Consider the following 20,234-nt stretch of genomic DNA (forward strand, 5'->3'; position numbering starts at 1 on the left):
TCCCTTCTTGGTAGTCAGAATACAGTGAGTATTTACGAAATAGGTAATTTCTCCGATTTTTGTAGAACTGCAATAAGGATAAATCCACAAATCAAAGAAAAAGACAAATAAAATGGCAATCTTATTGCATACCCAAAAAGGAGAGCTGTAAATAAAGGGCTGGCCACATCTGTTAAAGGCATAATTGTATTAAAAACGCCCAAGTACAACCCCTTTTCGGAGTTAGGTGCAAGCTCAGATGAAATAACTGCACAATAAGTGAACAAACTGCCTATTGTGATTCCACTAAGTCCCATGGCAAATATAATTACATAAAAAGAGGAATTCACAAGAAATAAAGTACTAGTAAGAAGGGAGAGCGTCCCCATAGTAATCAATGCTACCTTTACTTTTATTTTTCTCAAAATATTGTTTATTGGTACTTGAAATAAAGTAAAGGTCAAGAAATAAGCTGAAGTAGCCATTCCAATCAAAGTTGTCTCTGTTTGCATCCTTTCGCCAATCATAGGTACGTTGAATGTAATACAGTCATATGCTAATTCAATAAATAGAAATAATAAACAGATAGAGAGGAATACTTTATTCATTAATACTTTTCTTAAAGCAAAGAAGAATGAGGATTTCTCATCTTTCTCTTTCCTTTCAGTTTCTTCCGGATTCAAGTGATCTATCTGTGGCAATTTCTTAAAATAATGATAAAAGCAAATAAAAGCAATAACGATAAGAAAACTTGCAATAATAACGTTAGCTTTTAAGGATACATCTGAAATAACCCCACCGATAAATGGCCCCAGTATAACTCCAATACCTTGTATAGATCTATAATAGGGTATAAAATTTTTATCATCTTTTAATTTAATCCTACTAACAACACCATATAGAGCGGGTGCTATTGCTCCAATACCAAACTGCAGGCAGACATATAATACGATTAATAACCAGGCAGATGAAACTATAGCTACCGATAATAACGATATTGCACTAAGAAAACATCCGAGCGCTACTATCTTTAATACACCTTTTCGATCACTTAGATAACCAATATATGATTGCAGTAAAGAGGTTATTAAAGCTGATGTAGATATAATCACCCCAAATTCAATATGACCTCCCCCAATATCTGTTATGTAATAGTAAAAGATGGGGATAAACATATAGACTGAAAAAAAATAAGTCAAAACACCTATGCATAAAAAAAACGGCATAAAACTCCCCCCTCGTTCCGTTCAATGAATGTTTCTATTATATCAGGTTCATTATTTTCAGGCCATTTCTTTGTCGGGATTTCTTTAGACCATTATAATAAGCTAACCTGCACCGGAGTCGATTATCTCATCTTCTTTTCCCATACTTTGCAGAATATAATATTTACCATAAGCATAATTCTATAGTAATATCTGGAACCTTACCTGAAAATGCATACTTTCAGATGCAAGTGTTTTGCAGGGTTTCCATTTGTATGGCAGTTCATCGGGTTATGAATATAATTTAAGATCATTCCTAAAGGAGAGTAAAATATGGTAGTGAAAAAAGATTTTGATCCTCAATGTATTACATACAGTCAAATGAATTTGATTTTTAATGCGAGAATTTACTACAGAAGACTTACAACGTGGACCAGGGCATTTTTAATCAGCAGATATTTTGGGATAGGAACTGCTGAAGAATTATTTGACCTTTTATATCGCGAATCTTTGGACATCGGGAATATGCTGCAGATTGTTTTCGGGCGTGTCTATTCAGAACAGTACAGCCAGCTTTTAAGTGAGTTTGCCATCGCATTAAGAGAACTGATTTCCGCACAATTAGAAGGAAATACAGAGGCTATGAACCAAAGTGTCGATCGTTTATATCGGAATGTACAAGAAAGAGCGGTTTTTTTGGAAGCCATAAATCCTTACTGGAGCGAAGCCTCCTATAAAGCGTTGTTTGATACTTATATTCAATATGTCATTGAAGCGGCGAATGCGTTAATAACAGGAGATTATAGCAAAGATATAGAAATCTATGACCGTCTTACGGCTCATACCAACAGGATGGGGGATGTCTTTGCAGAAGGTCTGTATAACTATATCACCTCCGGTGCGAGTACCGTTAACCTTCAGCCTGAGGGAGGTGAACAATGTATCACTTATGAACAAATGAATACGATATACGGCATAAGAATGTTTTGGTTTGAGCTTGTGACATGGGTCAGAAATTATATGCTCAGCAGATATATGGGGTTAGGTAATACGGAGGAGGTTTATGCCCGATTACAGCGAGTCCCTGTTGAGTACGTCAACGCGGTGAAGCAAATTTTTGTAGATCTTGATACAGAGGCATATCTGAAGTTGTTTTATACGTATATAGATTTGCTGGATGCCTTTATAACGGCCCAAATTGAAGGTGATATTGACAAAATCAATCAAGTTACCCAGTGCCTATATCAAAATGCAGACGAAAGAGCTGCTTTTGTTGCCGCTCTCAATCCTTTCTGGGAGGAAGAAGAATGGAGAAACAGATTACATAATAATCTTCGCAGTACGATTGATGAATCCACCACCTTTTTAATGGGCGACTATTCCAGAAATATCGATATTTTCAGCAGACTTTTGGATCAGGCAGAGAACACAAGCAATTATTTTGCACAAGGACTGTTTAATTATATTAATTTTAATCCACAAACACCTCTGTAACAGAATAACATTCTAATTCCATTCTTTATGAGAATAGTCTGAGCGAATTGATAGAATCCTATCAGTAAGTCACCCTGAGAAGAAGACTCATCCTAAAAATACTCGCTATTCACTGGTAAAAATGTTAAAATAAAAGGGTTAACAGTTATAAGAAGAAAATTAACAAAACTAAAGAGAAGGAGAAAATTGAAGTAATCACTGATATCTATAAAACATTAGTGAAAAAACTTATGGTAAATCGTCATGATGTATATAATTTTAGGTATTATTATGGTAATCTTTGCCTGGATGCAGTTGGCCTACGGGAGACTGCAGAAGCATAAAAATGATGCCAGAACCCAGTGGACCCGTATTGATGCTCTACTGCAAAGCAGGTCTCAATTTATCCTGCGCCTTATGGAATTAGCTGAATCCCATGATTTTGAAGACAGAGAGCTGCTGGCAGAAATGTATGACTTGCAGGGCGGCTATATCGATTCCACGGATCGTGAACTCATCAGTGAATCAGCCGAAACTGTGACACCTTTGCTGGATCGGTTCCTGCATCAGACAAAGGAGCATCCTGCCCTTTGGGAGAATGAAGAATTTATGGAATTGGTACAAGAGCTTTCGGAGATGGAAGAAGAAATCCAACTTCAAAGCAGTAAATATAACCAATTTATCGATTTGTACAACGAGCATCGGCAAAAACCAAGCCTCAAATATCAGATCGCAATTTTAGGAGCTATGCCGTTAAGAGGGATTCATCTGAAGTCAGATGAGTTGCCCCTGATAGATCAGCCTGTGGAAAGCCCGGAACCACATTGAGGAACTTTTTCTGCGGTAAAGCCGTCTCAAGTAATAGATAGAACTATTAGGGGGTCGGAACATTGAAGAATTCTATGAAGATTGCAATTATTGCGGGGCTGGTTGCTGTGGTGGCTATGGGAGCTGTCCTTGTAAATCAGACAAAAACAGCATCGGCTTTAGCTGAGGCAGAAAAGATGGAACTGGAGCTGAAAATCCAGAATAAAATCTCGGAAGCCGAAAAATTGTATCAGGGATACTATTATGATGAAGCAATAGAATTGCTGAAATCTGATCCGTCAATCATAACAGAAACAACCGATGATGCCATAACCCTGAAAATCGAAGAGATCGAACAGGCAAAGGCCTCACTGGTAAAATATGAGGGGCCGGTTCATCATGTCTTTTTCCACAGCCTGATCATCTATCCGAATCTGGCTTTTGACAACAAGGGTCATCCGGCACAAGGCTATAATATGTGGATGACCACTGTCAGTGAATTTAAAAAGATGCTTCCCAACCTTCAAAAAAGGGGTTATGTATTATACTCCCTGGAGGATTACATAGAACCGGATCCGGAGACTCCCGAAAACATAAAGCTGAAGGATATCTACCTGCCGCCGGGAAAAATCCCTCTGGTGATATCCATTGATGATGTAAATTATTACGACTATATGAAGCCTGACGGTTTTGCCAACCGTCTTGTGTTGGGGGATGATGGCCGAGTATGGACTGAAGTCATCACTCCGCAGGGAGAAGTGAAAAATACCCGCGACGGAGACGTCATGCCCATACTGGACGATTATGTAGCGGAGCACCCGGAATTCTCCTATCGGGGAGCCAAGGGCACCATTGCGCTGACAGGATATCAGGGAGCATTGGGATACCGGATCACCGACGGATTGCCGGAAGAAGAAAAGTGGCAGCAAGAAGTTAAAAAAATAGCCGAAACCCTGAAGGCAGACGGATGGAGCTTTGCCTGCCACAGCTATACGCATAACGGATATTTCAGAGATGGCACGATTACGTTGGCTCAGATGAAGTATGATACGGATCGCTGGATCCAAAAAATAGCACCTTACGTAGGCAAGACCAATATTTACATATCGCCCTTCGGAGCAAAGTTTAAAAAAGACGATCCGAGGTATAGATATCTTATAGATCAGGGTTATCAAATCTATTGCCCTGTGGGAAATGATAAACGAATTATTTTTAACTCGGATAACATCGTAATGCCGAGAGTAAATCTGGATGGATATACGATGTATAAACGACCGGATGAAATGTCACAATACTATTTCGAGGTTCCTGAGGTAATCGATGAGTCAAGACCTCCTTTGGAGATTCAATAGAAGTTTCAAGAAAGTGTTAACGATCGGTGCCGAGCCGGAATCCCAATGTTTTGTGGCTGGAGGAAAGGGGAATTTGGAATGAGAACGAATAGAAACAACAACGAAAAAAAGAACAATAAATTTCTGATTATAATACTGTGCTGTCTGCTGGTTTTCAGCGCTATCGGCCTTGCAGGATGCGGCGGCGATACCGGAAAAGGGACGGAGGATGATACACAGGAAGTAGCGGTCACTCTCTATTATGCCAATGCGGACTATGTGTCTTCGGGAGACGAATCCCTGGAAAAATTAATGCCTTATGAAACAACCGTAACAGTGGATCCTTCTGAACAGGGTTATCTGGCTTCCCTGGAAGCCTTGAAAGAAGTGCCGGGAGAAGAATACGATACCACGATTACTAAGGATATCAGCTTCAAAGAGGTGTCCGTGGAAGGAGATACTGCCTACGTTGACCTGGATAGTTCCGGACTGAATGGCGGCTCTCTTAGTGAAACCTTCTTTATCAGTCAGATTGTGGATACTTTGACCAAGTCCTTTGATGAGATCAAACAGGTACAGTTCCTGGTAAACGGAGAGACGGTTGAAAGTCTCATGGGACATTTAGATGCGGCTCAGCCTTTTACTAAGGACCTATTCACAGAATAAAATGTTATGTAATCCGTAGAACTGTTTAGAGATAAGAGAATTTTAAGATGATAAAATACGATTTGATCCGTTCCTCAAGAAAAACACTTGCTCTGTATGTCCGGCCAGATGGAAGGGTGGAAGTCAGAGCTCCTCTCAAAGTGAGCAAGGCGTACATTGATCGTTTTGTTGAGGGGAAGGACGCCTGGATCCAAAAGACCCAGAGACGTCTTGCAAAAGCCCAGGATGAGAAGAAGACCATTCTTTTAACTTCCGAAGAAGAACGGAAATACAAAAATCAGGCGCTCCTCCTATTACAGGGGAGATGTGCTGAATTTGCCGGTATTATGGGCGTTGCCTATGGAAACATCAGGGTGAACAAGGCCAAAACGAGATGGGGTTCCTGCACGGCGAAGGGTGATATCAATTTCACTTATCGGCTTCTGTTTGTACCTCAGGAACTGATCGACTATGTCGTAGTCCACGAGCTTGCACACCTGAAGGAAATGAACCATTCTCCGAGATTTTGGGCAGTGGTGCAATCCGTAATGCCCGATTATAAAGAAAGGCGAAAGCAGTTGAAAGAATATCACAGGAGAATAGAGCTTGCGGACTGAGGAGCCGGAAATTGATAAATGATACCGCTTTTGGAAACAATACCTCCTATAGTAGATTTGAATAGGAGGTTTTTTCATGAGATTTACGATTCCAAGAGATATTTATTACGGCAGAGGCTCCTTGGAGACTTTGAAAGAGGTAAAGGGAAAGAAAGCAGTCATTGTTGTGGGAGGAACTTCCATGCAGAAAACCGGGTTCCTGGACAAGACTGCGAAGCTTCTCCGGGAGGCGGGACTTACGACTCATATCTTTGAAGGAGTAGAGCCGGACCCAAGCATCGAAACCGTTATGAGAGGGGCAGCTTTTATGAGGGAACACCAACCTGATGTGATCGTATCCATCGGCGGAGGCTCTCCCATCGACGCGGCGAAAGCCATGTGGATTTTCTATGAGCATCCGGAAATAACCTTTGATGACATCAAAGATCCGTTTACCGTACCGGAACTTCGAAAAAAGGCAACCTTCATCGCCATTCCATCCACATCGGGAACGGCTACGGAGGTAACTGCCTTCTCGGTTATAACAGATTATGAGACGAAGATTAAATATCCTCTTGCCGACTATAATCTGACTCCGGATATTGCCATCGTAGATCCTGACCTGGCATCCACTATGCCAAAGGAATTGGTTGCCAATACAGGGATGGATGCGCTCACCCATGCTGTGGAAGCCTATGTAGCCACAGCAGCCACTGAGTTTACCGATCCTCTTGCCTTGCATGCCATCAAGCTGATTATCACTAACCTGGTAAAATCCTATGAGGGCGACAAGGATGCGGCGGAGAAGATGCATTATGCCCAGTGCATGGCCGGTATGTCCTTCTCCAATGCGCTTCTGGGCATTACGCACAGTCTCGCTCATAAGACCGGAGCGGCGCTGGGAATCCCTCACGGACTTGCCAATGCCATTTATATGCCTTATGTAATCCGGTTCAACAGCAATGAAGAGGCAGATGGATACCAGAAAAACGGAAAGGTTTCGTCACGGAAAAAATATGCGGAGATCGCAACCTATATGGGAGTGGCAGAAAAAGAGGAAAAGGTTCTTGTTGACAAACTCATCGGTTTTGTGGAAACCATCAACAATACGCTGAATATTCCGGCCTCCTTACGGGAAGCAGGGGTTGAAGAAATGGAATTCCGCAGACTGGCGGATGGCATTGCAGAGAATGCTGCCAAAGATCCCTGTACCGGATCGAATCCGAGACGGGCGGAAAAAGAGGATCTAAAGAAGCTGCTGCACTGCATTTATGAGGGCAAACAAGTAGATTTTTAACCAGCACGGAATATTCGTATACGAATTGGACTGCCGGAGAAGAAGGTCTTTCGGAAAATTACTTGTTCCCATGGTCCTAATTGTGGTATATATTAGATAGTGATATATAACGTGAATTAGGGCTTACTGAATAACTGGCATTCACAGTTATTCAGTAAGGCCTAATTTATTGATTCTACAGAACTAAAAAAGAGAAGAACCAAAAGGAGGATTGATGATGAAACAAAACGAAATTAGAGATATTCGCCTTGCTCCTTCCGGGCATCAGAAAATAGAATGGGTAAAAAACAATATGCCTATATTAAGAGGGCTGGAAGAACAGATGAAAGAAGAGAAGCCCTTTGCAGGTGTAAAAATTTCGCTATCGGTACATTTGGAAGCAAAAACTGCCTACTTATGTCAGGTACTGGCCGCAGGCGGAGCCGAAATGTCCGTTACAGGAAGCAATGTTCTGTCCACACAGGATGATATCGCAGCCGCTTTGGCCGATACGGGCATGAAGGTCTATGCTTACCACGGAGCGACGGCAGAGGAATATGAACGACACATAGAAATGGCTCTGGAGCATAAACCCAACATCATCATTGACGACGGAGGGGATCTGGTCGGTTTGATTCATAATAGAAGGCCTGATCTCGGAGAGGAAGTCTGGGGCGGTTGCGAAGAGACCACAACCGGCGTGATCCGGCTGAAAGCGATGGAGCGGGAAAGAATCCTGAAATTTCCCATGGTTGCAGTAAATGATGCCCAATGCAAGCATTTATTCGATAACCGTTACGGAACAGGCCAGTCAGTTTGGGACAGCATTATGCGCAATACCAATTTAATCATTGCAGGAAAGACCGTTGTGGTGGCAGGCTACGGCTGGTGCAGTAAAGGAATTGCCATGAGAGCTGCCGCGCTGGGAGCCAGAGTTATCGTAACGGAAATTGATCCTGTGAAAGCCATCGAAGCAAAAATGGATGGTTATGAACCAATGACCATGAAAGAGGCCGCTCCGCTGGGGGATATCTTCGTAGCGGCTACCGGCTGCAGCAAGGTGATTACGGTAGAGCATATGCTGACCATGAAGGACAGGGCTATCTTGACAAATGCCGGCCATTTCAACGTTGAAGTGGATATGGAGGAATTGGAGAAGGCGGCGGCTCAAAAGAAGGAAACCAGAAAAAATATTATGGGATACCAATTGGAGAACGGAAAATGGGTCAATGTCATTGCGGAAGGACGTCTTGTAAACATTGCTGCTGCTGACGGACATCCTGCTGAAATCATGGATATGAGCTTCGCCGTTCAGTGTTTATCCGCTTTATATATTCTGAATCACCGGGGACATCTGGAAAACAAAGTAATTGACGTATCTGCAGAAATAGACGATGTTGTAGCAAGACGCAAGTTGGAAGCTTGGGGTATCACCATTGATGCACTGACCCCGGAACAGGAAAAATACCTGAGCAGCTGGAATGTGTAAACGTGTAGATCTAGGAGGACGAATAAGAGAATGAATTTTGCAGGCAGAATGGACTTTTTACAGGATAAAGAACTACTCAATGCTATGGAATTGACTGAAACAGAGGATATGATTTCCTTTTCTGCGGGCTTTCCTTCTCCCGAAACGTACCCTGTAGAGGATATCAAGGAATCCTTTATCAAAGTGCTGGAAAATGAGGGGAAAGAGGCTTTGAGCTATTGTTCCACCAGTGGTTATGGAACGTTGAGAGAAATCATCGCCAAACGGATGCAGGATAAATTCGGTTTGCAGTATGATAAAAGTGAAGTCATCATTACAAGCGGATCCCAGCAGGCGCTGGATATGAGCGGGATGCTGTTTATCGATAAGGGGGATGTCATCCTGTTTGAAACCCCTTCCTATTTAGGAGCCGTGAACGCGCTGAAGGCTTATGAAGCAGAACTGGTGGCTGTTCCTACAGATCACGACGGAATTCAGATAGATGCGTTGAAGGAGGCCTTGGATCGGTATGGAAGCAGAGTCAAACTGATATACGTGATCCCTGATTTTCAAAATCCCACAGGACGCAGCTGGTCACCTGAGAGAAGAAAAGAATTTATGGACTTTATCGGTGATTACGATATTGCGGTGCTTGAGGATGCTGCCTATTCTGAGCTTTCTTTTGAAGAACAGTTGGAAAAACCATTGAGCTATTATGATAAAAAAGGACAGGTCGTATATGTGGGGACTTTTTCCAAAACTTTCTGTCCCGGTTTGCGGGTGGCCTGGCTATGTGCAAGGCATGAAATTATGGAAAAGTATCTGATTCTTAAAAATGCCGCAGATTTATCCTCATCGGCCATTGCCCAGAGACAGATGGCGTATTACCTTCAGCATCATGATCTTGATGCACATATCAAGAAAATATCCAAACTCTATCAGGAAAGAAGAGACACTATGATGAAGGTCATTGCTCAGGAATTTCCCAAAGAGGCCCATTATGTGGTTCCCAAGGGCGGTTTGTTTATCTGGATGGAGCTTCCTGAAAACAAGGATGCCAGAGAGCTTCTGAAAAGAGCTTATGCGGAGAAGGTGGCCTTTATCCCAGGCGGTTCCTTTTATCCAAGCGGTGTCAAGAACAATGAGATGAGATTAAATTTTTCCAATATGTCGGAAGAAGAGATCAGAAAAGGAATGCGTATTCTGGGACGTCTTACCAGGGAATATCTGCTGGAAAAATAAGCAAATAAAAGGAAAAATCTGTTGAATAAAATTGAATAAAAATATCAGATAATTCTATTCAATACTTGAAAAACAGGGAAATAAATTGTATAATATATCCAGTTGAATATTACGGGCGAGGATGACCCTAGACACTCCGTTCCACAGGGGGGCCGAAGAAGCAAACCGGAAAAGTGGCAGTTTTTCCGCGGAAACTGACAGGCAAAAGGAAGGTCATCGGACGATACTTTGGAGAGACCACTTCAGTGTGGAGCCAACGAGGATATAACCAACCGGCAAAAGGACAGAGGAATATATGAGCCATTGTTAGGGCGCGTGTATTCCTTTTTTTATTCCCTTGAAAGTCTTCTTTGATTGAAAAGAAATTAGGACTGAGGACTTATGCAAGGAAATGAATGAGGAATGCAGGTGCCGGGCAATACTTGTAATGATATTTAACTTCCAAGACTGCTGAATAAAGGTAGGGCAGGCTGCTTTCGGCAGACATGCCGCTTAAAAGCAAGGAGGAAATCTATGAAAATGTTATTGGTGGGAGCGGGAGCTGTAGGTGAGTCTATATTGAGAATCCTGCAGTCCAGGGATCCCGATGGAAAGTGGCTGGAAAAGGTCGTGGTATCCGATTGCGATCTGTACCGGGCACAGGAGGTAGTTGGCCATCTTCAGGAAGACGAAAGGTTTGTCGCCGAATACGCAGACGCCAGGGAGAAGGACCAAATCGTAGCGCTTATTCAAAAGTATCAGTGTGATTTTGTTATGGATGCGGCAGCGCCGTACGTCTGCAACAATATTTTTGATGCATCCTATGAGGGGGGCGTAAATTACGGCAATATGGGTACCTGGTCAGTCCCCAGGGATAACCCCAAGCTGGGACTTGGTATTGAGAACAGTTATATCGAACCTATGACCAAGTATAACTTTGACAGGCATAAGGATTGGCAGAAGAAAGGCATCATGGCGTGCATCTGTCTGGGGGTTGATCCGGGAGTAGTCAACGTTTTTGCAAAATTTGCGGCCGTATATCTCTTTGATGAAATCCACGAGATTCATGTCAAGGATGGAGGGAATTTAACCATTCCCGGTGCAGATAAGGATACGATTATATTCGGTTTTAATGTATGGACGGTTCTTGATGAGTGTATCAATCCCAATATAGAGTGGGACAAAGAGAAGGGCGGTTTTATCGTGGAAGGCGCTTTTGCAGGGGAAGAAACTTTTGAAATGCCCGCAGGAGTTGGCCTCAATACACTTGTCAAGGTTGAACATGAGGAAACGGTAACGATGCCTCGTTACCTGGAACAGTATGGATTGAAGAAATGTACCTTTAAGATAGCCTTGGACGATAATCTGGTGCAGGCATTGAAGGTCATTAGTTCTTTGGGATTGAGAAGCCTTCACCCGATCCATGTGAGTGGTGTGGAAGTGGTTCCCCGGGATGTGGTAGCGGCAGCTGCTCCCCAGCCCAAGGATCTAGGCAGTGAGATGCTGGGCAAGATGTGTGTAGGGGTTCATTGCAAAGGTATCAAAGATGGAAAAACCAGAGAAGTTTTTATATATCAGCCATTTGACAATCAAATTTCCATGCACGACTGGAAAATGCAGGCTGTGGTAGCACAGACCGGATTTGGAGCTGCGGTAGGTATCGAACTTATCGCAAAGGGAGTATGGAAGGATGCAGGCGTTTTTTCACCGGAATATTTTGACCCCATTCCATATTTGGAAATTATGGATGAGGCGGGTTTTGAATACGGTATCGTAGAAATGGAATCACAGTACAAAACGATCAATGATAAAAAAATCATGGCTCAGATTTTCACAGATGCAGCGAACCTGCGAAAGCTGGCCGCAAAACTTGAAAAAAGATAAATTACCCTTTTTCAGGCCTCTTGGACTGCTCATTGCTCGAAAGTCCATCGGACTTTCTCCCGACATTCGCACCCTTGCGGGTTCGACTCTCCTACTCCTTAAAAACGAAAAAAGCCGAAGCATAAAAAGCCTCGGCATTTTTCTCTTGGTAACCCGTAGGGGAGTCGAACCCCTGATTCCGCCGTGAGAGGGCGACGTCTTGACCACTTGACCAACGGGTCATGCAATATAATAAAGGATCAATCTTGTTGACGATCAAATTTGCCGGTTAAAGCCAGCTTCGGAATCGGACCCCCAACCTTAGAAAGCAACCCTACAATAGTTAATAATAAAACATTTTGCATAAAATTGCAACTATATTTTCGAATAATCAATTCGGATAATCAATCAGTTCCTTTTCGGCTTCCCTGTCGGTCAGGGTAAAGCAGATTAAACGGTTCCCTTTATAGGATAATCTTCCTCTGTCTCCTTTTTCCAGAAGATTGTAGTACCCGTTTCCGGAATATAAGACAATGGTTCCGGATGGTGTTTGGAACGCTATGGTGTAAGTTGTTTTCGTCGTCATAAAACCTTGTACGATATCGTAGGAAGTATTCGTTGCTGTCTGTTTATACAAGACTTTGGCCGGTATGTTCTCTTTTGATTTCATACAGCATTTTCTAATGATCGCTGCGAATACAGCCAAAAATATTAAAAAATAGAATATAATACCTGATATCTTATAAATCGTTTCATAAAAAATCATTTTTGGATTACCTTTCCCAATGATCCGGCGAAAGAAGAAAACCCGGGATCTTTGTCGTACGATCTCCCTTTGCTACATTAAGCTGCGCCTGGGTCAGAAAGATACTGTCCGAAAGGTCGGCTCCCCGCAGATCCGTATTTCTCAAATCGGCTCCAATAAGGTCGGCCCCGCTTAAATCGACACCTCTAAGATCCGCGGCAATCAACCAGGATCCCCTTAAATTGGCCCCCCTCAGGTTCTTGCTTCTAAGATCGGCGGCAACCAGATCCGCCCCCGGACGAAGCTTTTTGGATAGGCCTGTCCGCCTATCATTTGTGCTCAGGTATTGAGAGCGTACAAGCTCACTGACTTGCTGCAGCAATGGATTTACCTTTCCTCGATGTGCTGCAGCATCCAGTTGCAAGAGCTGGTCGGAACTGAGTAAAGCAGCCTGTTTTGTTTCTTCCAGCATAGAAGCAATTGCTTCCTGCATCTGCGGTGATTGTACCAGGGAGAAAGCCTGTGTCAGATACCACAGCATCTCATGCAGCTGGCGCACGACCAGAAAAACTTCAAACATCTGATTTGCAGTTTCCGAAGCTTTCCGCCAATCCATCCCTTTAAACGTAACTTGGGACACTTTTGGGCCTGCGCCAAAGCAGTCAAAAGCACTGCAGCCTTTCAGCCCTTTCTCGCGGAGACTTTCGTGCACACTGCAGCGAAAATCCATCTGCAAATTCGGACATGGGCTTCCTGCTTCTTTATCCTTGGGAAATCCCTCTGAAGCGGAGAAAAATAAGGCGACACAACATAGTCCAAAGCATTTTTCGCAATCTATTCGTAAGACGTTGTAATTAAAGCATTTTTCGCGATCTATTCGCAAGGCGTTGTAATCAATGCCTTTACTCTTCCCGGTATTGTGTCCTTCGTATATGCTGCTGCCGTAATCCTTCATCCCCGTACCCCTGTCTATTTGCATTTTATTAGCTGCATTCATTATAGCACAAATCATCCTTTAACAAAAATATTTAATAAACCCTTCTGCCATGTAATCCGCTATTTTTAAAGCCTGATCTTCCAGGCTTTCATAAAGAGTGATGGACTCCTGATACCTGCCTGCCAGAACGGTTACCATCTCCAATATGGTGATTCTGTAATACTCATATAAGAGATTTCTCCATGTCTCCTCATTCCAGTATGGATTGATTTCCGCCAGATAGGCTGCTATTTCATTGGCATTTTCATACATACGCTGGGTAGCTTCGTCCACCGTTTCTCTGTCACCTTCCTTTTCTGCATTCAATATCTCAGCTCCTATGAGGATCTGCCCGGTAAGATAATATTGAATTTGATTGGCGATGTCTTCCCCGAAGAATACTTCGAAGAGATCCTTAAAAGCCAGGGGAGCATAATACAGTCTTTCTCCGATCAGATCTACATCTCCGAATTTTGATGCAGAACTGACCAGAAAAGCTCTTCTCCACATGGCAAGCTGCATCCAGAGCCTTCTAAGTTTATTGATTAAATTCATCTGCCCCAAAGTAATGTGGGTTGTATTTTGATTCAAGGTATCCATAAAAAAGCCTCCTGAAATTCTTTTTTTAACGAGCTGAATTCTTTCTTACCATCATATGCATGTTTTTTCGCTGCAATACGGAAATCATTTATTTAGTTGAATCAGAATTGGGCACAGTATATAATATTACAGGTATGAATGGAGCAGAAATACAAATCCAACAAAATGGAGGTTAACGATAATATGGATTATAACAAATTAGCGGAGTTGCTTTTTCCGCATATAACCAAAGACCCGAAGGAATACGAAACGGTTTATCCGCAAAGAAACCTTCCGGAAGGTGCAAAGGTTACAAGGCTGGGACCAAGCCCCACCGGGTTTATCCATCTTGGAAATCTATACGGTGCTTTCGTTGATGAGCGGCTTGCCCATCAAAGCGGAGGAATTTTCTATCTTCGAATTGAAGATACCGATGACAAACGTCAGGTTGAAGGTGCAGTGGAGGCCATTATTTCCTCTTTGGAATTCTTTGGCGTTACCTTCGATGAAGGAGCCACCATGGATGGTTCGCTGGGAGACTATGGCCCCTATTATCAAAGCCAGCGCGGCGAACTTTATCAAACTTACGTAAAGCAGATGGTTCAGCGGGGACAAGCCTATCCCTGTTTCTGTACCGAGGAAGAATTGGCGGCCATACGAGAAACCCAGGAAAGCCTGAAAGAAAATCCTGGTTATTATGGGAAATGGGCAAAACACAGAAATTTAACCATGGAAGAAATTGAAGAGCGGCTGGCCCGTGGGGAATCCTTTGTGGTAAGATTACGATCTCAGGGAACCCATGAGGGAAAGGAAGAAGATCTTAAGTCGATCTACGTTGAGGATGGGATCCGGGGAACTTTGGCAATGCCGGAAAACGATCAGGATGTCGTAATATTGAAAGCCAACGGAATCCCCACCTACCATTTTGCTCACGTGGTGGATGACCATTTCATGAGAACGACCCATGTGGTAAGAGGTGCTGAATGGCTCCCCTCTCTGCCGATTCATGTGGAATTGTTTCAGACTCTTGGTTGGCCGCTGCCTATCTATTGCCATACAGCCCAGCTGATGAAAATGGAAGACGGAAACAAGAGGAAACTGTCCAAAAGAAAAGATCCGGAACTCTCACTGGATTATTACCGACAGGAAGGCTATCATCCAAAATCGGTACGCGAGTATCTGCTGACCATATTGAATTCCAATTATGAGGAATGGAGAATGGAGAATCCTGATACTCCTGCAGAAGAGTTTTCTTTCACTGTGGAAAAGATGAGCAATTCGGGAACTCTTTTTGACCTGGATAAATTAAATGATATTAGCAAGGATGTGCTGGTTAAACTGCCTGCCTCAGAGCTTGTTCAATTTATGACGGACTGGGCAAGGGCTTATCGTCCTGAACTTCTGGTGTTATTCGAAGGCCGGGAAGAATATCTGACCAAGATTCTGGATTTAGGAAGAAGTGGTGATAAACCCAGAAAAGATTTGATATACGCCAAACAGATTTTTGAATTTATCAAATACTTCTATGATGATTATTTTGAAATAGAAGACAGCTATCCTGAAAATGTCAGTGTAGAGGATGCAAAGACAATACTCAAAGCTTATCTTGCCTCTTACGAACACACTGACGATCAAACTCAGTGGTTTGATAAAATCCGTACGATTGCAGCGGAAAATGGTTATGCATCAAAACCGAAGGACTATAAAAAGAATCCGGAATTGTACAAAGGGCACGTCGGAGATGTCAGTACCGTAATCCGAATCGCGGTTATGGGACGGTTGATGTCTCCCGATATTTGGGAAATCCAGCAGATACTTGGCGAAGAAAATACAATAGAAAGAATTAAAAAAGTTTTGTAACACATTCAATGACCTCTTCATAAATTATACTACAAACAAATTATTTTTTAAGAAGCAGGTGATTAAAAAATGTCAGATGGATGTGGACTCCTTGGTGGAGAGGGAATTGATACCAGCTTACTGTTCTTCTTCTTATTGCTGGTAGTCATATTCTGTAACTGTAGATTCGTGTAAAAGTAAAATTCACCCACAGCGTGCCGATTTACATGAAATGCAGAGAACAGCACGGCGAGGATTGAATTTTCAAGCTGCTGCAAGATTTACACAAGATAGAAAAGTTTGCCTGAGGGCAAACTTTTTCTATCACTCAAACTGTCCTTTCTTATTAAAAAAGAAACCATCTCAGCTGAGATGGTTTCTTTTCGTCTGGGTTTAGTTCAGCGGTTCCAGCTGTTTGAAGGCCGAATGATTCTGTTTCAATACCTCTTTGATGGCATTTCGGATTTCTTCATAGCCGGTACATCTGCAAATATTGGATTGCAGCCATTCTTCCATGATGTATTCATCAGCATCCGGATGAATGTTCGATAAAGCATGGCAGACCATCAGAAAACCTGATGTACAGTATCCGCATTGAAATCCCCAATTCTCAACAAAAGCTTTTTGAATCGGGGCGTTGTTAAGGCCTTCGACTGTAGTAATCTGGTGGCCGACGGCTTCTGCTGCCAGCATAAGGCAGGATTTGACAGGCCATCCGTCCATCAAAACCGTACAGGTACCGCAATCTCCGTTTTCACAGCCGGGTTTGGCTCCGGTTAATCCCAATTGTTCCCTGATAACATATAAAAGAATATCGGAAGGGTCAACCATTACATCTTTTTTCTCTCCGTTAATATCCAGAGTGATAATACTTTTTCCCTCGAGCTTGAACATGGTTATCCCTCCAACTCGTTCATAACATTCAGTAAAGTATTTTTCAAAACGAATAATCTATATTGGTCTGAGCCGGAAATATCATTTAAGACCGGAGCCGGTAACAGATTGAAAACATTTTTGATGCGCTCCTCTACTGGGATGTTTTTCTTGTTTAATTCGGATTCTATTTCCATGCTTCGAAATGGGAACTCACAAAGGCCGCTGAAGGCTGCTTTTATGTTCCCTGAATCTATAAAGGCGGCAAGTGAAAGCAGCGGATAATCAATTTTTTCATTTTTGGTTTTCTTTATATGAAAATACGGCAGCTCTAAATATTTACCATCTATTATGAACTGCACAATAAATTCACCTTTTGAAAGCTTCCATTCTTTATTGAAAATAAGATGGATCGGTACATGTCTTGGGTTACCCTCACCGGCAATTACCACACTACAGTCTGATAGCAGGAGGGGCAATAGAGCCTCCTTATAGATGATGGTTCCGCAGACATTACCGCCTACTGTAATTTTGCACTGCATGGTGTGGTCTGCGATTCTCCCGCAGGCTTTTGACATCAGGGGATAAACGTTGGATTCTGTCAGGGAGGACAACGTCACAGAAGAACCGATCACCAGCTTGCCTGCATGATACTTCAATTCGAGGCTTTCGGGAATCGCCTTCAAGTCAATAACAGCCTTGGTAAAGATATGATTCGATCTGGCCATGGAAATGATTTCAGATCCGCCGCTGTAGTATAGGGGTTCTTTGCCCTGGGCATCAAGATCCCGGTATGCCCGGACTGCCTCGGAAATAGAATCGGGCCGATAATAATCGAATGGAAATGGAATCATAGTGAACCTCCTGTTTTTGCTTTCCAGATCGTTTCCGGTGTAATCGGCAGATGATCCAATTCGGTTTGAGCGGCTGTTGATAAGGCATTGGCCAGCGCTGAAGGCATGCCGATAATGCCGTGCTCTGCGATTCCTCTGGCTCCAAAAGGGGCATCTATCTGCGGAGTTTCAATAAAATCGACTAGATAAGTCGGTTCTTGGCCGATATGGAGGACTTTATAGGTACGTAAGCTTGTATTTAAAACTCTTCCTTCATTGTCGTAGAAAAAGGCTTCCCGGCTTCCAAGTCCAAGTCCCATACACATACCACCCGTCATCAGGCCTCTGGCTGTTTTGGGGTTCAGTACCTTTCCGGCATCGACAACTGTCGCGGCTTTTATGAGTCTGTAAGTGTATTCATTCATGTCCAGCTCTACTTCCACTGCTTGAGCACCTACAGCCCAGGCGGGGCCGGGCCGGCCTGCACCCGTATCTTGGTTCAGCTCTGTTAACTGATTCATAATGAAGCTGCCCCTGCCTAAAACCTGCCCTCCTATACTATTTCCGCCCTGATATTTATATCCATGAACCAACTCCTTAAATTCAATAGAGACCGAGGGATCCTGCCGAAGATAAACTTTTTCGTCTGCGACTTCAAGATCTTCCGGCGGGCATTTTAAAGCGACGGCAGCCACAGTCTTAAACTGACTGATCAAATCCTCAGCAGCACGAAGGGTGGCCCTGCCTGCCATGTAAGTTGTCATGCTGGCAACTGTTTTCAAATGATCTGGAGCGGCCTGCGTATCAACTTCCATGATCACATAAATTCTATCGATATTCATTTTCATTTTTTCCGCAAGAATTTGGGCTAACGTAGTTTTCATTCCGGGACCGTATTCGACAACCCCACTGTTAAGATTGATACTGCCGTCAGAATTACAGGTAAGGAACACTCCTGAAATGGAATTTGTGGGTAAATTGGAGGTTTTCCAAAAACAGCTGATCCCTTTAGCTCTGATGATATTGTTCCCTAAATCTATTCGTGAACCTTCATTCCAATTGATTGATTCTTTCAATTTTTCCAGACACTTTGCCAGATTTCCCATATTACTCGATGTGGCCGTAACCTGAGTCGGGGTTGTATTTCCGGGAATGATAGCATTTTTTAGTCGCAAATCCAATGGATCAATTCCCAGTGCAAGGGCAAGCTTGTCCAGAGCTCTTTCGATGCAGAAGGTAAAGGAGGCATGTCCAAAGCCCCGGAACGACGTAGAATACGGATGATTGGTATAAACGCATAAGGAATCGCACCAAACATTTTCAATGTTATAGGGACCGGTACAGCCTGAGGCAATTGCTTTGGCAAGACGTGGTCCGATATCGGAATAAGCACCGGTATCGGTCAGATAAGTCAATTCGGCAGCTTTCAAATAACCTTCTTTTGTTGCCCCAAGCTTAATCTGTGCTTGGAGACCCATTCGGCAGGGAGCGGTCACCATATCTTCTTCTCTGGTATGAGTAATTTTAACGACCCGGCCCCCGACAGCCTTTGACGCTATACAGGCCAGTATTTCGAGGGTTTCAGATGCTTTTCCGCCGAATCCTCCGCCTACAAGAGGCGTTTTAACGATGACTTTCCCTTCCTCTATGTTAAAATATTGACTAATCATTTTTTTTACGGAAAAAGGAGCCTGGGAGGAGGCTGTTATCATAACTTTGCCGTCCGGATGGATTTCGGCTGTGGCACTTCTTGTTTCCATTGCGATATGATCCGATTTTGGCGATTCAAAACTTGCTTCTACTATTACGTCACTTTCCTTCCAGCCGTTTTCCATGCTGCCTTTTCTTATTTTAACCCGATTGGCTATGTTTGTGTTTGGCTCGGGGTATACGTCCTTAACTAACTTCTTATATTGTCCTGAATTTTCATGGATAAGGGGGGCCTTGCTGTCTATTGCCTCGGAAGGAGAATTGACAGCAGGAAGCGGTTTGTATTTTACTTTAATTTTATTCACCGCCTCCATTGCTTCTCGCTCACTGGTGCCTACCACTAAGGCAATCGGTTCTCCAAAATATCTCACTTTGTCAACGGCGAGCGGCGGGCGGTCTTCTAATATGGTTCCGCAAAGGAAAGCGCAATCCTTCCCGGTAACGATGGCTTTTATACCGGATACGTCGGAAGCTTCTGATATATCAATGGATTCTATTTTCGCATGGGCATGGGGACTCGTTGCTATTTTTGCGTACAACATACCCGGGGTCATGTAATCGCTGGTATACATGGCTTTGCCTGTCACTTTATCCCATGCCTCTTGCCGCTGAATACTGTTTCCGATTAAATTCAAAAAATCCCCTCCTATTAATCCTATAGCTAATTGATATTTTCCCTTTTTACCTATTTCTTATCCTTTATTTCTAAGACTTACCTAATGGATTTTATAATCCGAATATTTATTAGTTAGTTAGATTTAATTTCTACTTAGCTGAAGCATCATAAGTTTCCAGATCAAACCAAATGAGTTCTG

The 20,234-nt window shown here is 43.0% G+C and carries 17 protein-coding genes and 1 tRNA gene; 10 read left to right on the forward strand and 8 right to left on the reverse strand.

The genetic code is table 11. The annotated features are described in order from the left end of the window. Positions 1–32: 32 nt before the first annotated feature. Complete coding sequence (locus KCX82_RS09995) at positions 33–1,205, reverse strand: MFS transporter (RefSeq protein WP_227018316.1); 1,173 nt, start codon at positions 1,203–1,205, stop codon at positions 33–35. Between the two features lie 312 nt (positions 1,206–1,517). Between KCX82_RS09995 and KCX82_RS10000 the strand changes: the two genes are divergently transcribed. From KCX82_RS10000 to KCX82_RS10040, 9 genes are all read left to right on the forward strand, one after another. Beyond that, positions 1,518–2,678, forward strand: a complete 1,161-nt coding sequence (locus KCX82_RS10000) for a hypothetical protein (RefSeq protein ID WP_227018317.1) — start codon at positions 1,518–1,520, stop codon at positions 2,676–2,678. Positions 2,679–2,924: 246 nt separating this feature from the next. Further along, on the forward strand, positions 2,925–3,485 hold the full coding sequence (locus tag KCX82_RS10005; protein WP_227018318.1) for a LemA family protein: 561 nt from the start codon (positions 2,925–2,927) through the stop codon (positions 3,483–3,485). A gap of 62 nt (positions 3,486–3,547) precedes the next feature. Further along, complete coding sequence (locus KCX82_RS10010) at positions 3,548–4,816, forward strand: polysaccharide deacetylase (protein ID WP_227018319.1); 1,269 nt, start codon at positions 3,548–3,550, stop codon at positions 4,814–4,816. Between the two features lie 78 nt (positions 4,817–4,894). Next, positions 4,895–5,461: a GerMN domain-containing protein gene (locus KCX82_RS10015; protein WP_227018320.1), complete on the forward strand. Its 567-nt coding sequence runs from the start codon at positions 4,895–4,897 to the stop codon at positions 5,459–5,461. A gap of 47 nt (positions 5,462–5,508) precedes the next feature. Next, entirely contained in the window at positions 5,509–6,057 is a 549-nt protein-coding gene (locus tag KCX82_RS10020; protein ID WP_227018321.1) for a M48 family metallopeptidase, read from the forward strand. Between the two features lie 76 nt (positions 6,058–6,133). Next, positions 6,134–7,333: an iron-containing alcohol dehydrogenase gene (locus tag KCX82_RS10025; protein ID WP_227018322.1), complete on the forward strand. Its 1,200-nt coding sequence runs from the start codon at positions 6,134–6,136 to the stop codon at positions 7,331–7,333. A 217-nt stretch (positions 7,334–7,550) separates the two neighbouring features. Then, positions 7,551–8,801: an adenosylhomocysteinase gene (locus KCX82_RS10030; protein WP_227018323.1), complete on the forward strand. Its 1,251-nt coding sequence runs from the start codon at positions 7,551–7,553 to the stop codon at positions 8,799–8,801. Between the two features lie 30 nt (positions 8,802–8,831). Continuing rightward, positions 8,832–10,022, forward strand: coding sequence for an aminotransferase-like domain-containing protein (locus KCX82_RS10035; RefSeq protein WP_227018324.1), 1,191 nt, complete (start codon positions 8,832–8,834; stop codon positions 10,020–10,022). A 513-nt stretch (positions 10,023–10,535) separates the two neighbouring features. Continuing rightward, a complete protein-coding gene (locus KCX82_RS10040; RefSeq protein WP_227018325.1) occupies positions 10,536–11,885 on the forward strand; it encodes a saccharopine dehydrogenase family protein in 1,350 nt (449 codons plus the stop codon). 146 nt (positions 11,886–12,031) lie between these two features. On the opposite strand, the gene KCX82_RS10045 is transcribed toward KCX82_RS10040, so the two are convergent. From KCX82_RS10045 to KCX82_RS10060, 4 genes are all read right to left on the reverse strand, one after another. After that, a tRNA-Glu gene (locus KCX82_RS10045) sits at positions 12,032–12,106 on the reverse strand. A 149-nt stretch (positions 12,107–12,255) separates the two neighbouring features. Further along, entirely contained in the window at positions 12,256–12,630 is a 375-nt protein-coding gene (locus KCX82_RS10050; protein WP_227018326.1) for a DUF2500 family protein, read from the reverse strand. A 7-nt stretch (positions 12,631–12,637) separates the two neighbouring features. Beyond that, positions 12,638–13,588 carry a pentapeptide repeat-containing protein gene (locus KCX82_RS10055; protein WP_227018327.1) on the reverse strand — a complete coding sequence of 317 codons (951 nt, stop codon included), beginning with the start codon at positions 13,586–13,588 and terminating at the stop codon, positions 12,638–12,640. Between the two features lie 36 nt (positions 13,589–13,624). After that, positions 13,625–14,185 (reverse strand): acetylglutamate kinase, encoded by a 561-nt coding sequence (locus KCX82_RS10060; protein ID WP_227018328.1) that lies wholly within the window; start codon positions 14,183–14,185, stop codon positions 13,625–13,627. 183 nt (positions 14,186–14,368) lie between these two features. Between KCX82_RS10060 and gltX the strand changes: the two genes are divergently transcribed. Then, positions 14,369–16,024 carry a glutamate--tRNA ligase gene (gltX, locus tag KCX82_RS10065; RefSeq protein ID WP_227018329.1) on the forward strand — a complete coding sequence of 552 codons (1,656 nt, stop codon included), beginning with the start codon at positions 14,369–14,371 and terminating at the stop codon, positions 16,022–16,024. Between the two features lie 372 nt (positions 16,025–16,396). On the opposite strand, the gene KCX82_RS10070 is transcribed toward gltX, so the two are convergent. From KCX82_RS10070 to KCX82_RS10080, 3 genes are read right to left on the reverse strand one after another with little or no spacing between them, the layout of a single operon-like run. Continuing rightward, positions 16,397–16,897: a (2Fe-2S)-binding protein gene (locus tag KCX82_RS10070; RefSeq protein ID WP_227018330.1), complete on the reverse strand. Its 501-nt coding sequence runs from the start codon at positions 16,895–16,897 to the stop codon at positions 16,397–16,399. Positions 16,898–16,899: 2 nt separating this feature from the next. After that, positions 16,900–17,730 carry an FAD binding domain-containing protein gene (locus tag KCX82_RS10075; RefSeq protein ID WP_227018331.1) on the reverse strand — a complete coding sequence of 277 codons (831 nt, stop codon included), beginning with the start codon at positions 17,728–17,730 and terminating at the stop codon, positions 16,900–16,902. Beyond that, on the reverse strand, positions 17,727–20,054 hold the full coding sequence (locus KCX82_RS10080) for a xanthine dehydrogenase family protein molybdopterin-binding subunit (protein WP_227018332.1): 2,328 nt from the start codon (positions 20,052–20,054) through the stop codon (positions 17,727–17,729). Before KCX82_RS10080 ends, KCX82_RS10075 begins: the two co-directional genes overlap by 4 nt. Positions 20,055–20,234: the final 180 nt, after the last annotated feature.

It is taken from the genome of Sinanaerobacter chloroacetimidivorans (assembly GCF_018128545.1).
In the GTDB taxonomy this organism is placed as follows: domain Bacteria; phylum Bacillota; class Clostridia; order Peptostreptococcales; family Anaerovoracaceae; genus Sinanaerobacter; species Sinanaerobacter chloroacetimidivorans.

Coding starts and splice junctions, on each gene's coding strand:
- KCX82_RS10030 (WP_227018323.1), top strand. CDS start 7,551: ATGAAACAAAACGAAATTAGAGATATTCGCCTTGCTCCTTCCGGGCAT.
- KCX82_RS10075 (WP_227018331.1), bottom strand. CDS start 17,730: ATGATTCCATTTCCATTCGATTATTATCGGCCCGATTCTATTTCCGAG.
- KCX82_RS10055 (WP_227018327.1), bottom strand. CDS start 13,588: ATGCAAATAGACAGGGGTACGGGGATGAAGGATTACGGCAGCAGCATA.
- KCX82_RS10040 (WP_227018325.1), top strand. CDS start 10,536: ATGAAAATGTTATTGGTGGGAGCGGGAGCTGTAGGTGAGTCTATATTG.
- KCX82_RS10060 (WP_227018328.1), bottom strand. CDS start 14,185: ATGGATACCTTGAATCAAAATACAACCCACATTACTTTGGGGCAGATG.
- KCX82_RS10070 (WP_227018330.1), bottom strand. CDS start 16,897: ATGTTCAAGCTCGAGGGAAAAAGTATTATCACTCTGGATATTAACGGA.
- KCX82_RS10025 (WP_227018322.1), top strand. CDS start 6,134: ATGAGATTTACGATTCCAAGAGATATTTATTACGGCAGAGGCTCCTTG.
- KCX82_RS10020 (WP_227018321.1), top strand. CDS start 5,509: ATGATAAAATACGATTTGATCCGTTCCTCAAGAAAAACACTTGCTCTG.
- KCX82_RS10005 (WP_227018318.1), top strand. CDS start 2,925: ATGTATATAATTTTAGGTATTATTATGGTAATCTTTGCCTGGATGCAG.
- KCX82_RS10015 (WP_227018320.1), top strand. CDS start 4,895: ATGAGAACGAATAGAAACAACAACGAAAAAAAGAACAATAAATTTCTG.
- KCX82_RS10050 (WP_227018326.1), bottom strand. CDS start 12,630: ATGATTTTTTATGAAACGATTTATAAGATATCAGGTATTATATTCTAT.
- KCX82_RS09995 (WP_227018316.1), bottom strand. CDS start 1,205: ATGCCGTTTTTTTTATGCATAGGTGTTTTGACTTATTTTTTTTCAGTC.
- KCX82_RS10000 (WP_227018317.1), top strand. CDS start 1,518: ATGGTAGTGAAAAAAGATTTTGATCCTCAATGTATTACATACAGTCAA.
- gltX (WP_227018329.1), top strand. CDS start 14,369: ATGGATTATAACAAATTAGCGGAGTTGCTTTTTCCGCATATAACCAAA.
- KCX82_RS10035 (WP_227018324.1), top strand. CDS start 8,832: ATGAATTTTGCAGGCAGAATGGACTTTTTACAGGATAAAGAACTACTC.